Genomic DNA, 14,607 nt, shown 5'->3' on the forward strand with positions numbered 1-14,607 from the left:
TTCAAAAATGGTTATTAACTAAATCCTCGTAATGTAACTACAACTCACAAAGTTTTTGCATTGACATTTGCTGATTCCAGCAGGTTATTTATTTCGTCAGAAACTAAATCGGTTATTGTGTGGTTTTGAGAGAAAGATAATCTTGTAAATAGTATTGGAAGAATACAATTTTACGAATTTAAAAAGCCTACACAATACCAGCTTTTAGTCATTTTCCTATCAATAGGTAACTAAAAAATCCTGACAGTAAAACCATCAGGATTCTTCATTAAAAGTAAATCATTATTCTAAAAATTCAACGTCATTCCTACCAAGAAATTAATTCCTGCTTGTGGGTAATAGTAAGGATAGATATCATACATGTATCCGTTAGAAACGTATCTCTTATCTAAAAAATTATTCACTAAACCCGTCAACACAATTTCTTTGAAGATGGATTTAGGTTTAAAAGTGTAGGCAACATTTAAGTCATTGACAAAATAATCAGCCAATTTTGCTGCCGGCAGTTCGATGTTGTTCCTGTATTGTTCGCCTACAAATTTTTGCATCCATGAAATATGAAGATTTTCAATAGGGGTGTAAACCAAAATATTTCCCGCAATAATTGATGGCGAATACGCAATATCTGTTGTGCCGTAATCCTGACCTTCTACCGCTAAATCCGTATTTTTATTAGCACTCAAAGTAAAATTAGGACGAATAATCAATTGATCTGTCAACGCTATTGTGGCATCAACTTCCAGTCCTAAACGATAACTTTTTTCACTGTTAGAGCGTATTGGAGCACCTACATCATCTAAACTCCCTGTCAAAATCAATTGGTCTTTATAGGCCATATAATACGCATTCGTATTTAATTGTACTTTTTCCGAAACGTATCTCCAACCTAATTCAAAGTCATTCAGCTTTTCTGGCTTTACATTTCCGCCTTCATAATCACTCCTATTTGGTTCACGATTGGCTCTGGCATAAGATAAATACGCAGAATTTCCAGAGTTGATCGTATAGGTTAATCCTGTTTTTGGGTTAAAGAAATTAAAAGTGTCATCCACAAGTGTTGGTTGAACGCCATTTGCTTCATAATTTACTGATCGATATTGTAAATCTCCAAATAAACTTAATTGCTCCGTGATTTGGTAATTGACTTTGGCAAAAATATTCCCATCGGTTTTATTGGCATAATCATCATAATAGCGATCTCCCAATTCACTCTGAGAAGCATTTCGTGACCAAATCACTTTTCCAAAATGGTCGCCTTCATATTTGTTCCAACCACCACCAAAAATCACATCCAGTTTTTCATCCTTATAATTAGCAGAAAAAGTAGTTCCGTAGAAATCATTTTCCAACCATTTCTGACGCACTAAATCCGTTGTTGAAACTGCACCAACGGGCTGTAATCCATAATCGGCAAAATCAGCATCTTCTTTATAGTTTTCATAAAATCCTTTGCCTTTTGTGTAATGCAACGCAAAATTCGTACTCCAGTTGTCAGATATTTTTTCATTCCAAAGCAACTGTGAGTGATCTTGCTGGTAATTATCGGTTTCATTGTCATAAAAACGAGCATTCCCTTGTTCGTCCGTAAAAGCACCAGCTGAATTATAGGTTCGGTCATTTTGTAACGTTTCGCCGTCTATTCCGTTCCAAGACTGGTACGTTTTTTCGGTCCCACCAAAAACCAATGCTTTTATCAAAGTCGTTTTGCCCACATACGTTCCCTGCAGAAAATACGATTTCAAATCAGAAGCTCCACGATTTACAAACCCATCTGACTTAATAGCTGATAAACGTCCCGCAATTTCAAAATGATCATTCATCAAACCCGTACTGAATTTTACCGTGTGTTTTCTGGTATTAAAACTGCCCACCGAATTTGAGATTTCACCCGAGCTATCTTTGGCAAAATTATCCGTCAACATATTTAAACTCGCCCCAAAAGCCCCGGCTCCATTAGTGGAAGTCCCAACGCCACGTTGCAATTGTAAACTCTCCACCGAAGATGCAAAATCAGGCATATTCACCCAGAAAGTTCCATGGCTTTCAGAATCATTGTAAGGAATTCCGTTGATGGTAACATTCACACGTGTTGCATCGCTACCACGAACCCGAATTCCGGTGTATCCCACGCCATTCCCAGCATCAGAGGTCGTAACAACTGATGGTAAATAATTCATCAGAATAGGAATATCCTGTCCTAAGTTTCGGAATTTGATATCCTTTTTACCTAAATTACTAAAACTAACCGGCGTTTTTGTCGTAACCCGCACCGCTGACACCAAGACTTCATCAAGTTGGTTTAATTTCGTAGTGTCTTTTACTTGAGCAAAAGAGAGAAAAGAAAATAGAGAAAAGAAAATAGAAAATAGACGAATCGAAAGTATGTTTGATAGTTTCGCCTTTGCGCCTTTGCGGCTTGTAAAATAAAATAAAGTATTCATCCGTAAAAAGATTACGAATAAAAGGGGGAATTATTCTTTTTGTTAAATTAAAAAATGATTGTTTCCTATGACAAATAAAGTAGTGTGCACGCTATTTTTTTGTCATTTTTTCCCTTAACAGCATTACCTGTTCAGGTTCGTTGGGTATAATCTCAGCTCGTTATTTGGAGCACCCCTTTGAGACAGCGCAAAACTAATTATAAATTGTGAATTATAAATTATGAATTGGAATAAATTTTAAAAATCAGGTTTTCTGCGTGTCTTTTTAACCTCAGACACATTTTTTTTATCCTTTATTCGCTTTCTAATGACAGACTTAGGAATTCTGGTAGGCTTTCTTTCTTTTGGAATAAACAATGCATTTTTAATGAGTTCCAAAAATCGCTTGGTCACAATTTCTTTATTTCTAAACTGACTGCGGTCTTCATCACAGTTAAGTATCAAAATCAAATCAACTGTTAATCTTTTGGACAAATTTATTACTAATAATGCTTTTTCTTCATCAGATAAAGCTCTAGAATTTTTTAAATCAAACGACAAAACCACCTTTGACGAAACCTTATTAACATTTTGGCCTCCAGCACCACTGCTGCGAACCGCTTTATATTGTAACTCAGAAAGTAAAGCTAGATTTTCCATATTTTGCTACGTTGATGAGGGTCTTTTAATAAGTCGTTTACCGTTTTCACTGGATTAAAAGTGATCAAAGGAACCTCAACAAATAATGTAATCCAATTTGCCATAGCCCCATTCCATAATCCTGGTAATTCATAGGCTTTTATAACGTTACCAGCAGTGTTTTTCTCTACGATAAACCCACTGTTCTTATCAATATATTGACTTAAATCAAATTTTTCGCCTTTATAATTTCGAATACCACAAACCAAATCAACTGGGTTAAAATGCGAAGCACTAGCCATAATTGCTACTTGTTCCTCATTATTCATATCTACTTGTGAAGATTCAACAATTTGTAATGAAACACCGTATTTATCATTATGAATCCAAAATGGCCCTCCACCAGGTTCTCCTTCATTTTTAACCACTCCACAAATACGAATAGGTCTGTCTAATTTATTTTTAATATAATTAATCTTGGCATCAAGTGACCAACTGGAAAAATCATCCCCTATTACAACAAAAAGATTTTCTTGTAAATATCGAACTACAATTGCAATAGATTCTTCTTTCAAAGAATCAGACTCAATTGCTTCCAAATAAGAAAAAACCTGTTGTTGCGTTTCTACCAATATTCCCCCTAATGCTTTTTTATAAACGGCTATTACTTCGTTATTATTTTGAATTACATTATCAATGTTTTTTATAAAAATAATATCAGAGTTTAAACTATTCAAATTTCCAATTAAAGCTCCATGTCCTCCCGGTCTAAAAACCAGTTCCCCATTTCCATTATAATAAGGCTCATTAGAAAGTGTTACCGCTAAAGTATCTGTGCTTTTGTTTTGAAAAGAATAGGTAACATCCACAACAGTGCCAGTCTCCTTTTCAACCTCACTACGCACCACTTTTATAATACTCTCAAATTGAGATTGATGCTCCTCGGAAACTGTAAAATGCAACAATGACTTACCATTAGAACTTGCATAATAACCACATTCATACAAATGTTCTTCTATTGGGCTTGCTATGCTCTCTGCATATTTATGAAACGGTAAAATCCCTTTGGGTTTATTAGCATAATTAAAATATTGAGCCGACAATAAAAAACTGATGAAATAATAATTTTTGTAATCCCGCTCTAAATCTTCAAAATTTTCAATTTCACAAACAAGCTTTTCAAACACCTCATTAAAAAAAGGAAAACGATCTGTTCCAACTATAAAAACGGCGAGATCATTATCTTTTCTCCTGTTTATGTAAGAATTAATTGTTTCTCGTTCAATATCAAATTCATTTAAAAAAACACTTAAAAACTTAAACATCCTTGAAGCAGCTCCTGAAGCTGGAACAAATTTTTCAAGTATAAATCTTGATTTATGATCATCAAAATAGTTCGCTTTTTCCTGAAATTGATCTTTTGATAATTTTAAAATCCCGTTTGATATGGATGCCGGCTCAATTAATACCGTTTTAGGAATTTCATTTTTAAAAAAATCTAACTGCTCAACAATATTTTCAAAAGGAATTTCATGGTTATAAATTTGCACAAAATCAAGGGAAGAAAACCCTAACTCCTTCGCTTTTGTCAAATCATCGATGATAGTAACTGCTTTCTTGAGTCGCAAGTCCTTATTTCCTGAAAGTGTAATAAATGGTCTACTATTATCGATTAAAGATTGCATAAAAACCGCAAAAACAGATTTTCTCCCCTCGGCTTTGTCTCTTAAATCATCTCTTTCCCAAGGCACATCAATATCTGTAAGAAAAAACAAATCGTATTCATGTTCGCAAGCCGCTTCATGCAACAAAGGGTCACAATAGTTATAATATACCTCAGAAAAAACCTTGGTCACCATTAAATTCGTATCACAAAAAAGATATTTATTGGCAATCAGCGTTCGCTCGTTTTCTAATTTAGTTTGACCATAAGCAATAGGAATCATGTCATTAATAGTACATATTTGCTGACTTGAATCCCATTTTTCCTGCAGATAATCCCGTGCAAATTCAGGAACCCATTCGGTTTTATAATATTCCGCAAGCTGTCTGGCCAAAGTAGTTTTACCAGTGCTTTCGGGGCCAAATAGAGCTATTTTAATTAATTTTGTAGCTCCGTTGGAGAGCTGTCTGAGATTTTCTTCCATTCTAAATAGCCAAAAATGGCAACTACGGTAAATACTAAATATTGAAAACTGGTAAAAGTATAGCCTTTTGCAAAATACAACGGAATAGAAATTACATCTCCTATAATCCAAAACACCCAATTTTCTACTTTTCTTTTGGCCATGAGCCACATTCCCACAAAGAAAACCCCTGTTATAAATGTATCTACATACGCGTACCAAGTGGTAAATTTTCCGAAATAATGATAGACCGAAACCACAAAGGCGACGGTAAATATAAAAAGAATTATCGCAATTCGTTTTTCTGAACTTGAAATTTTTGAAATTGGGAATTCTTCCATATCACCTTTTTTCCGAGTCCAATGGTACCAACCATAAATACTCATCACAAAATAATAGCCATTGATCATCATATCGCCCCATAAAATCCATTTCCAAAGCAAGTACACAAATATAGACGTGCTTACTAATCCTGTTGGGAAAACCAAAATATTGTCTTTTTTGGCATACCAAACGCTTAATAATCCAAAAACAACAGCAACAATTTCCAATATAATATCTAGTGTTGGGTATTCGCTGTACTGCGAAAAAAAATAGTCAATCATTCACTTATGCGTTAAAAAAGTTAGTATTGTTTTCAAAAGCAGTTCCTATAATTACTAAATCAGCCCCAGAATCATAAGCTTTTTGAATTCCCTGCAAATCTACAATTCCGCCACCAACAAGTAACGGAATTTCGATGTTTTGAGCGACTAATACAATCATTTTTAACGGAACAGCTTGTTTAGCGCCACTTCCCGCTTCCAGATAAATCAATTTATTACCTAACATTTCTCCTGCTTGTGCCGTAGCCAATGCTAAATCAAGATTATTTCTATTTAAAGGTTTGGTCTTACTGACTCTTTCTACAGCGGTTTCAGTTCCGCTTTCAATCAAAATATATCCCGTGGAAATAATTTCGAGTTGGGTTTGTTTTAAAATGGGTGCTACTTTTACCTGATGTTGAATTAAATAATCCGGATTGCGACCAGAGATTAATGACAAAAACAAAATAGCATCAGCTTTGTTTGAAATTTGGGATGGGTTTCCGGGGAAAAGAACGATTGGTAAATTACAATTTTGCTTGATTATTATAATCAATTTGTCTAGAATATTTGTTGTGACATGGCTTCCGCCGATGAAAATATGCGTTGCTGGCGATTGCTCTATTTTTGAAATTAGTTCTGTAACAGTGTTCAAATCAATTTTATCAGGATCAAGAAGGATAGCTAATAATTTTTGGTTATTAGTTTTGGATTGTATTATTTGGTTGTACAGGTTCTCCATAAGTTTTACCGCTAATTCGCTAATTTGTGGTTTGTTTTAATTTTCAAAGGCGTATACTAAAGTAAATTCTTCTATTTCTTCAAAATGGATTTTGAAGTCTTTTATCAAACTATTAAAATGAAGTTCGACGATAGTTTGTTTACTTTCTAATTCGAAGCAATTCACTTTGATATGATCTTTAAAACTGATTCCTTTTTCGTTTCTAATTTTGAAAATAGCTTCTTTAGCGCCCCAAATCACCGTTAATTTCTTGATGTATTCGTCATTGTCCAAATCTAAAAACTGAAATTCCGAATCACAGAATTTATCGGCAATTCGGGTAATTTTGTTCCGTTGTAATTCGATGTCAATTCCTGCGGTTTCATCACTAATAATAATTGCAGAAAAATTATGCGAATGCGTTATCGAAATGTGCTTTTCTCCTTGAAGATGCGGTTTGCCGAATTCATCGTAATACAAATCTAAATCCGTATGCCCCGTTTCCTGCAATAATTTGCGCACGCTAAGAAAAGCGCGTTGATGCATTTCAGACTTCATTCCGTCGAGCCGGAGCCGATTGCTGTCGTTTAAGACGACTTGTTCTAATAATTCCCCATAGGATTCGGTTACTTTCCAAACGAGAATTTGAGTTCTAGAATTAATATTTATAGTTTTGAAAAGCGGCATCGTGTTCTGGTTTCGTTTTTTAGCCCCGGTAGTAGCGGCATCCTTTTTTCACGCTTTTTAGCGTGTAAAAAGATATAGCGAATAACGGGAAATAGCTCCAGAAACTGAAACAAGATCAGCTTCATGAAATTATTTAGTTAATGTTCAAAAGATTAGCGAATTAAACAATTCACAAATCTTTTAGAAAACAGTTAAATTCTAAAGTTATTACGTAAATTTGCAAAAAATTTACAATTACAAATATACTATAAATGAGTACTACAACTATGCCTTTTGTGGCTTTCAAAGTAAAAGACATTTCTCTAGCGGCTTGGGGAAGAAAAGAAATTGAATTAGCAGAAGCTGAAATGCCAGGTTTAATGGCGCTTCGTGCAGAATACAAAAACGAACAACCACTTGCTGGCTCTCGTATTGCAGGATGTTTGCACATGACAATCCAGACTGCGGTTTTGATTGAAACTTTAATTGCGCTTGGGGCTGAAGTTACTTGGTCTTCTTGTAACATTTTTTCTACTCAAGATCAAGCTGCTGCTGCAATTGCTGCTGCAGGAATTCAAGTTTATGCTTGGAAAGGTTTGAATGAGGAAGATTTTGACTGGTGTATTGAGCAAACTTTGTTCTTTGGTGAAGACAGAAAACCATTAAACATGATTCTTGATGATGGTGGAGATTTGACCAATATGGTTATTGACCGTTACCCGGAATTAGTTGCTGGAATCAAAGGATTATCTGAAGAAACTACAACAGGAGTTCACAGATTATACGAAAGAGTAAAAGCGGGAACATTACCAATGCCGGCAATCAACGTGAACGACTCAGTTACTAAATCGAAATTTGATAACAAATACGGTTGTAAAGAATCAGCAGTTGATGCGGTTCGTCGTGCAACTGATATTATGCTTGCTGCGAAAAGAGTAATCGTTTGTGGTTACGGTGATGTGGGTAAAGGAACTGCGGCTTCTTTTAGAGGTGCTGGTTCTATTGTTACGGTTACAGAAATTGACCCAATTTGTGCGCTTCAAGCTGCAATGGACGGTTTTGAGGTAAAAAAATTAGATACAGTTATCGCAACTGCTGATATTATCATTACTACGACCGGAAATAAAGATATCGTTTTGGGTTCTCATTTCGAAAAAATGAAAGACAAAACTATCGTTTGCAACATCGGGCATTTTGATAATGAAATTGATATGGGTTGGTTGAATACAAACCACGGTGCATCAAAAATTGAAATCAAACCACAAGTTGATAAATATACTATCGCTGGAAAAGACATTCTTATCTTGGCTGAAGGTCGTTTAGTAAACCTTGGTTGTGCTACAGGTCACCCAAGTTTTGTAATGAGTAACTCATTTACCAACCAAACTCTTGCTCAAATCGAATTGTGGAAAAACAGCGCGGCATACAATAATGACGTATATATGTTACCAAAACATTTAGATGAGAAAGTAGCAATGTTGCACTTAGCTAAATTAGGTGTTGAATTAGAGACTTTACGTTCTGATCAAGCGGATTATATTGGTGTTCCAGTTGAAGGTCCATTCAAACCAGAATATTACAGATACTAGTCTAAAATTAGATTTTTAGATTATTAAATTTTTAAAACCCTTGCAGTCCCGAAGTTTCGGGAGCAAGGGTTTTTTGTTTTTATTCTCTAAAAATTGCATTAGAAAAGCGGTTTTGGGTTAATTGAAGTAAAATACCCTAAACCAAAGAGTAATAATGCAACGATAACAAACTGATACTAAATACCATAATTAAAAAAAACACTGAGATGCGATTTTAGTAACATTACCGTTGTGCACATCTCAATGACAAACTAACTTTCATAGGAAAAGTCTACCTTATTCTAAACGCAAATTATGGTAACCTCAGCTAAATCTGAAGCTAACTATTAATCAACAAACATTATTTCCTAAGAAATATACACCACAACCCAGTTCTAATTTAAGTTTATGGTATCTTTGATTACTTAGAAAATTTAAAAGAATTTCTTTGTTTGAAGAACTACATATAACGCTTGTAAAAACCTTAAAAATAAAACTATGAATACTTATACCATTATCGCCCAACTTGTAATAGCACTGTCTGTAGGTTATGTTTGGATTTTTAGATTTGATAACATCGTTAAAGAATTTAAACAATACGGACTTTCCGATCTGACAAGAACCATAGTTGGCGCGTCAAAAATAGTATTAGCAACATTATTAATAACTGGAATATGGTATCCGGCTCTTGTGCTTGTCCCAGCACTTTTGATGGCTTTTTTAATGGCATCCGCACAGTATTTTCATTTCAAGGCAAAAAACCCTTGGATTAAGCACCTTCCTTCTTTATTACTTTTAGCCTTATCACTTTTTGTGGCATTATTCGCTTCCAAATAATCAAAATATGAGTTACCTAGATTTACTTATTTTATTTTCAGCAACTTCTTTTCTTATTTACGGAATAGCTTATTTTGTATCAACGAATATGAAAAATGAGTTTAAGCGATTTGGACTTGAGAAATTTGGTCCATTAACAGCTGTTTTAGAATTGGCGGGAGCTATTGGTTTGTTTATTGGCATTCAGAACAACACTATCTTGCTTCTGGCCTCAGGAGGGCTTGCTTTGTTGATGCTTCTTGGCACTGGAGTTCGCATCAAGATGAAAGATTCTTTATTAATATCTTTACCAGCGTTTTTTTATTTCGTACTTAACACCTACATTTTGTATAGAACTTTAATGTAAATCTATTCGAAATGGTTTTATTTATCTGTCACTAAAATACTATTTAATCAGATTTCAAATTAAAATAAAAAACCCGTTTCGAAATAAATCGAAACGGGTTTTTTATTAACTGAAGAAATCAATTATGCTTCAACTTCAAATGGAAGTATAGAAACATAAGATTTGTTATCTCTTTTCTTTTGGAACTTAACAACTCCATCTACTCTTGCGTGTAGTGTGTGATCTTTACTGATGTAAACATTTTCACCTGGATTGTGTTTAGAACCTCTTTGTCTTACGATGATGTTCCCAGCAATAGCAGCTTGACCACCAAAAATCTTAACACCTAAACGTTTTGATTCTGATTCTCTACCATTCTTAGAACTACCGACACCTTTCTTGTGAGCCATGACGTATTAGTTTTATATTTTGTTAATAAATTAATTAAACAGCTTTACCACCGTTTAATTCATCTTGTAATTTTTTTAATTCATCCATTTTACCATCAGCTGCTAATTGTGCCTGTTGAGCCCAAGTAGTTGGATCTAAATGAGATAATTGAGATTGCGATGCTTCTAAAATTGCTTTTACTGCATCAGCACTTGTTTTAGCTAATTTGGAAAATGTAGTAATACCAGCTTCAACCAACGCTTCTGCTGCTTTAGGACCAACTCCTTCAATTAATTTCAAATCATCAGCTTTTTTTGCTGCTTTTGGCGCTTTTGAATCTGCTACTTTTTCAGCCTTTGGAGTTGCTTTTTTAGTATCTGATCCAGAAATACCTTCGATTACAATTTGAGTAAGATATTGTCTGTGACCGTTTCTCTTTTTGTATCCTTTTCTTCTTTTCTTTTTGAAAACGATAACTTTATCTCCTTTTAAGTGTTGTAACACTTTAGCTTCTACTGAAGCACCTTCTATAGCTGGGGCGCCTAAAGTGATAGTTCCGTTGTCATCTAATAAAAGAACCTTGTCAAAAGAAACTTTTGCACCTTCTTCATTAATCAAACGGTTAACATAAACCTTTAAGTCTTTGCTTACTTTGAATTGTTGCCCTGCTATCTCTACGATTGCATACATACTGAATTGTTTTAATAATTTTTAAGGTTGCAAATATACAATTAAATATTTACCTAGCAATCTGTTGAATAAAAAAAATATTTTTTACGTCAGAATTCCTTATTTGAGAAGCTTTTGAACCAAATTTACGAAAGAACATGATAAACTAGTGTTAAATTTCCCACACCGAACTACTTTTGATGTAACAAAAATCTAAAAGCACTACTAACCGTACATATCAACAAAATTATTAACCTTATGAAAAATTCATTAATGGCTTTAGGTGCTTTGTTTATGCTAGGAGGAGTCGCTTCAGCGCAGAAAGTAGCTTTTGAGGAATACAAATTAGACAATGGCTTGCATGTGATTTTGCACAATGATCCATCTGCTCCTACTGTTATTACATCAGTAATGTACCACGTAGGTGCCAAAGACGAAAATCCGGAAAGAACTGGTTTTGCTCACTTTTTTGAACATTTACTATTTGAAGGAACCGAAAATATAAAACGCGGTGAGTGGTTTAAGATTGTAACTGGAAACGGTGGTGTAAATAATGCTAACACTACTGATGACCGAACGTATTATTATGAGGTTTTCCCTTCTAACAACCTGGAATTAGGTTTGTGGATGGAAGCAGAACGAATGTTACACCCCGTAATCAATCAAATTGGTGTTGATACTCAAAACGAAGTGGTGAAAGAAGAAAAAAGATTACGTGTTGACAATCAGCCTTACGGAAACTTTTTAGCGGAAGTAAAAAAGAATATTTTTACAAAACACCCGTACCGCTGGGCAACTATTGGTTCTATGAGCCATTTAGACGCTGCAACATTAGAAGAATTCCAAGCTTTCAATAAGAAATTTTACATTCCTAATAATGCTGTTTTAATTGTTGCCGGTGATTTTAAAAATGAACAAGCCAAAGAATGGATTCAAAAATATTTTGGACCTATCAAAAAAGGAGCTGCTATCCAAAGAGAAAAATTTGTTGAAGAACCAATCACTCAAACCATAAAAGCAAAATTTGAAGATGCCAATATCCAAATTCCTGCAATCGTAGCAGCGTATAGAACGCCTTCTATGAAAACCAGAGACGCTAGAGTATTAGACATGATTTCTTCTATATTAAGTGATGGAAAAAGTTCAAGATTATACAAGAAAATAGTTGACGATAAGAAAATGGCCTTGCAGATTGGTGCTTTTAGCAACAACCAAGAAGATTATGGAAGCTACATCATTTACGGATTGCCACAAGCTCCAAACACTGCAGAGAATATCCTTGCGGAAATTGACTTGGAAATTGTGAGACTTCAAACAGAATTACTTTCTGAAAAAGATTTACAAAAATTACAAAACAAATTCGAAAACCAATACGTAAACAGCAACTCAACCATTGACGGTATTGCTGACAACTTGGCTTCTTATCATTTGTTGTACGGTGATGTAAACTTAATCAACACTGAAATCGAAATCTACCATTCTATCACTCGTGAGGAAATCAGAGATGTTGCCAAGAAATATTTAAATCCAAACCAAAGATTAGTTTTGGATTATGTTCCATCTAAAGACAAAGCTCAAAACTAAGATATATCATTATGAAAAAATCAATATTAATTTTATCAAGCTTGTTCTTAACAGTAATCATGCAAGGACAAATCATCCCTCAGCCAAAACCTGGCGTAGCTCCAACTATAAAAATTGGAAAACCGGTAACCTTTGAATTAAAAAATGGTTTGAAAGTTATGGTAGTTGAAAACCATAAATTACCAAGAGTATCATTCAGTCTTACTTTAGACAACGACCCGTACGCTGAAGGCGACAAAAAAGGTGTCGCTGACATGACCAGTACTTTAATTGGAAGCGGAACAACTAAAATTTCTAAAACAGCTTTCAATGAAGAAGTAGATTTTCTGGGAGCCAACATCAATTTTAGTTCTAATGGTGCCTCAGCAAACGCATTATCTAAATATTCTGGAAGAGTTTTAGAACTAATGGCTGATGGTGCATTAAACCCAAATTTCACCCAAGAGGAATTTGACAAAGAAAAAACAAAACTTATTGAAGGCTTAAAAGCAAATGAAAAAAGCGTTTCAGCAGTAGCAGCAAGAGTTGTGGATGTTTTGACTTATGGAAAAAACCATCCTGCTGGTGAATATGTAAGCGAAGCTACTTTGAAAAACGTAACTCTTGCTGATGTAAAAGCGAATTACAATACTTATTTTGTTCCAAGTAATGCTTACCTAATAATTGTGGGTGATGTAAAATTCAGCGAAACAAAAAAAATGGTAGAGAAATTCTTTGGTTCATGGAAAAAAGCATCTGCACCTTCGATTTCTTACAGCGACCCAAAAGATGTTTCTGCTACACAAATCAACTTTATTGACATGCCAAATGCGGTTCAATCAGAAGTCGCTGTGGTAAATATGTCAAATCTTAAAATGACTGATCCTGATTATTTTGCTGTGTTAGTTGCAAACCAAATCCTTGGCGGTGACTTTAATAGTTACATTAATATGAATTTAAGAGAAGCTCACGGATGGACGTATGGTGCTAGAACTAGCATTTACGGGGACAAACGCGTTTCTACTTTCAATGCTTCTACACAAGTTCGTAATGCCGTAACAGATAGTACAGTTGTTGAGATTTTCAAAGAATTTAAGAAAATCAGAACAGAGAAAGTGACTGATGAAATGTTAGCCAGCGTAAAAGCAGGTTACATTGGACGATTTGTAATGCAAATTGAAAAACCACAAACGGTAGCAGGATATGCTTTGCGAATTCAAACACAAAGTTTACCGGCTGATTTTTACGAAAACTATATCAAAAACATCAGTGCTGTAACAGCAGATGACATTTTGAGAGTTGCCAATAAATACTTCTTAGCGGACAACAGCAGAATTGTAATTGTAGGAAAAGCAGCTGATGTAGCTCCTAGTTTAGAAAAATTAAAATTCCCGGTATCATATTTCGATAAATACGGAAACCCAACGGCTAAACCTGAATTCAAAAAACCGGTTCCAGCTGGAGTTACTGCTAAAAGTGTTATTGACAATTACATCAAAGCTATTGGTGGCGAAAAAGCGGCTTTGGCAGTAAAAACAATCGCAATGACCGGAACTACAACAATTCCACAAGCGCCTTCTCCACTAAATTTTACATCTAAAATTGATGCTAAAGGAAAACTTATGGTTGAATTGGCTATGGGAACGATGAGCATCATGAAACAAGTAGTAAATGAAAAAGGAGCTTACGTAATGCAACAAGGGCAACGTCAAAACATTGAAGGAACGATACTTACTGACATGAGAGCAGCTGCAACACCTTTTGAAGAATTATCTCTTTCTAAAAAACAAGGTTTAACACTAGAAACTATCGAGTCAATTAATGGAAAAGACGCTTATGCCATTAAAAACGGAAAAACTACTTTATATTATGATGTAACTTCTGGTTTGAAATTAGCCGAATCTAAAGTAGTAGAACAAGGTGGTCAAAGTATCACACAAACTACAAATTATGCAGATTACAAAGAAGTAAAAGGAGTTAAAGTTCCTTTTAATATCATCCAAAATGTAGGTTTTGAATTGGATATAAAAATGTCTGATGTAAAAATCAATGAAGGTGTTACCGATGCTGATTTTCAATAATCAAAATTTGAATTAACA

Annotated in this window: 13 protein-coding genes; 5 read left to right on the top strand and 8 right to left on the bottom strand. The window is 34.6% G+C overall.

Annotated elements, in window-relative coordinates:
• Positions 1-287: 287 nt before the first annotated feature.
• The 6 genes from AC0J6S_RS02700 to AC0J6S_RS02725 form a co-directional block, all read right to left on the bottom strand.
• Positions 288-2,441: a TonB-dependent receptor gene (locus tag AC0J6S_RS02700; protein ID WP_474955322.1), complete on the bottom strand. Its 2,154-nt coding sequence runs from the start codon at positions 2,439-2,441 to the stop codon at positions 288-290.
• A 237-nt stretch (positions 2,442-2,678) separates the two neighbouring features.
• A complete protein-coding gene (arfB, locus tag AC0J6S_RS02705) occupies positions 2,679-3,080 on the bottom strand; it encodes an alternative ribosome rescue aminoacyl-tRNA hydrolase ArfB (protein ID WP_474955323.1) in 402 nt (133 codons plus the stop codon).
• Positions 3,068-5,206 carry a DUF4301 family protein gene (locus AC0J6S_RS02710; protein ID WP_474955324.1) on the bottom strand — a complete coding sequence of 713 codons (2,139 nt, stop codon included), beginning with the start codon at positions 5,204-5,206 and terminating at the stop codon, positions 3,068-3,070. Before AC0J6S_RS02710 ends, arfB begins: the two co-directional genes overlap by 13 nt.
• Positions 5,161-5,790 (bottom strand): nicotinamide riboside transporter PnuC, encoded by a 630-nt coding sequence (gene pnuC, locus AC0J6S_RS02715; protein WP_474955325.1) that lies wholly within the window; start codon positions 5,788-5,790, stop codon positions 5,161-5,163. The genes AC0J6S_RS02710 and pnuC overlap by 46 nt, the downstream gene beginning before the upstream one ends.
• Before the next feature lie 4 nt (positions 5,791-5,794).
• Positions 5,795-6,511, bottom strand: coding sequence for a phosphoglycerol geranylgeranyltransferase (locus AC0J6S_RS02720; protein ID WP_474955326.1), 717 nt, complete (start codon positions 6,509-6,511; stop codon positions 5,795-5,797).
• Positions 6,512-6,547: 36 nt separating this feature from the next.
• Positions 6,548-7,177, bottom strand: a complete 630-nt coding sequence (locus AC0J6S_RS02725) for a 4'-phosphopantetheinyl transferase family protein (protein WP_474955327.1) — start codon at positions 7,175-7,177, stop codon at positions 6,548-6,550.
• A gap of 251 nt (positions 7,178-7,428) precedes the next feature.
• On the opposite strand from AC0J6S_RS02725, the gene ahcY reads away from it, so the two are divergent.
• The 3 genes from ahcY (at position 7,429) to AC0J6S_RS02740 (ending at position 9,907) form a co-directional block, all read left to right on the top strand.
• Complete coding sequence (gene ahcY / locus AC0J6S_RS02730; protein ID WP_474955328.1) at positions 7,429-8,745, top strand: adenosylhomocysteinase; 1,317 nt, start codon at positions 7,429-7,431, stop codon at positions 8,743-8,745.
• A gap of 477 nt (positions 8,746-9,222) precedes the next feature.
• Positions 9,223-9,561, top strand: a complete 339-nt coding sequence (locus tag AC0J6S_RS02735; protein ID WP_474955329.1) for a DoxX family protein — start codon at positions 9,223-9,225, stop codon at positions 9,559-9,561.
• A gap of 7 nt (positions 9,562-9,568) precedes the next feature.
• Complete coding sequence (locus AC0J6S_RS02740; RefSeq protein ID WP_474955330.1) at positions 9,569-9,907, top strand: DoxX family protein; 339 nt, start codon at positions 9,569-9,571, stop codon at positions 9,905-9,907.
• A gap of 122 nt (positions 9,908-10,029) precedes the next feature.
• Here the strand turns inward: AC0J6S_RS02740 and rpmA are convergent, their stop codons facing one another.
• Both rpmA and rplU read right to left on the bottom strand, forming a co-directional pair.
• Positions 10,030-10,296, bottom strand: a complete 267-nt coding sequence (gene rpmA, locus AC0J6S_RS02745) for a 50S ribosomal protein L27 (protein WP_026709571.1) — start codon at positions 10,294-10,296, stop codon at positions 10,030-10,032.
• A gap of 34 nt (positions 10,297-10,330) precedes the next feature.
• A complete protein-coding gene (rplU, locus tag AC0J6S_RS02750) occupies positions 10,331-10,966 on the bottom strand; it encodes a 50S ribosomal protein L21 (RefSeq protein ID WP_474955331.1) in 636 nt (211 codons plus the stop codon).
• Positions 10,967-11,203: 237 nt separating this feature from the next.
• Here rplU and AC0J6S_RS02755 point away from each other — a divergent pair, with 237 nt between their 5' ends.
• Together AC0J6S_RS02755 and AC0J6S_RS02760 are read left to right on the top strand one after the other, a co-directional pair.
• Entirely contained in the window at positions 11,204-12,529 is a 1,326-nt protein-coding gene (locus tag AC0J6S_RS02755) for a M16 family metallopeptidase (RefSeq protein WP_474955332.1), read from the top strand.
• A gap of 11 nt (positions 12,530-12,540) precedes the next feature.
• The gene (locus AC0J6S_RS02760; protein WP_474955333.1) at positions 12,541-14,589 is read left to right on the top strand and encodes a M16 family metallopeptidase; all 2,049 of its coding nucleotides are present in this window, start codon (positions 12,541-12,543) and stop codon (positions 14,587-14,589) included.
• Positions 14,590-14,607: the final 18 nt, after the last annotated feature.

This window comes from Flavobacterium sp. TS_SC_5 (assembly GCF_056156265.1).

Coding starts and splice junctions, on each gene's coding strand:
- ahcY (WP_474955328.1), top strand. CDS start 7,429: ATGAGTACTACAACTATGCCTTTTGTGGCTTTCAAAGTAAAAGACATT.
- arfB (WP_474955323.1), bottom strand. CDS start 3,080: ATGGAAAATCTAGCTTTACTTTCTGAGTTACAATATAAAGCGGTTCGC.
- AC0J6S_RS02735 (WP_474955329.1), top strand. CDS start 9,223: ATGAATACTTATACCATTATCGCCCAACTTGTAATAGCACTGTCTGTA.
- rplU (WP_474955331.1), bottom strand. CDS start 10,966: ATGTATGCAATCGTAGAGATAGCAGGGCAACAATTCAAAGTAAGCAAA.
- AC0J6S_RS02710 (WP_474955324.1), bottom strand. CDS start 5,206: ATGGAAGAAAATCTCAGACAGCTCTCCAACGGAGCTACAAAATTAATT.
- AC0J6S_RS02755 (WP_474955332.1), top strand. CDS start 11,204: ATGAAAAATTCATTAATGGCTTTAGGTGCTTTGTTTATGCTAGGAGGA.
- AC0J6S_RS02740 (WP_474955330.1), top strand. CDS start 9,569: ATGAGTTACCTAGATTTACTTATTTTATTTTCAGCAACTTCTTTTCTT.
- AC0J6S_RS02700 (WP_474955322.1), bottom strand. CDS start 2,441: ATGAATACTTTATTTTATTTTACAAGCCGCAAAGGCGCAAAGGCGAAA.
- AC0J6S_RS02760 (WP_474955333.1), top strand. CDS start 12,541: ATGAAAAAATCAATATTAATTTTATCAAGCTTGTTCTTAACAGTAATC.
- rpmA (WP_026709571.1), bottom strand. CDS start 10,296: ATGGCTCACAAGAAAGGTGTCGGTAGTTCTAAGAATGGTAGAGAATCA.
- AC0J6S_RS02725 (WP_474955327.1), bottom strand. CDS start 7,177: ATGCCGCTTTTCAAAACTATAAATATTAATTCTAGAACTCAAATTCTC.
- AC0J6S_RS02720 (WP_474955326.1), bottom strand. CDS start 6,511: ATGGAGAACCTGTACAACCAAATAATACAATCCAAAACTAATAACCAA.
- pnuC (WP_474955325.1), bottom strand. CDS start 5,790: ATGATTGACTATTTTTTTTCGCAGTACAGCGAATACCCAACACTAGAT.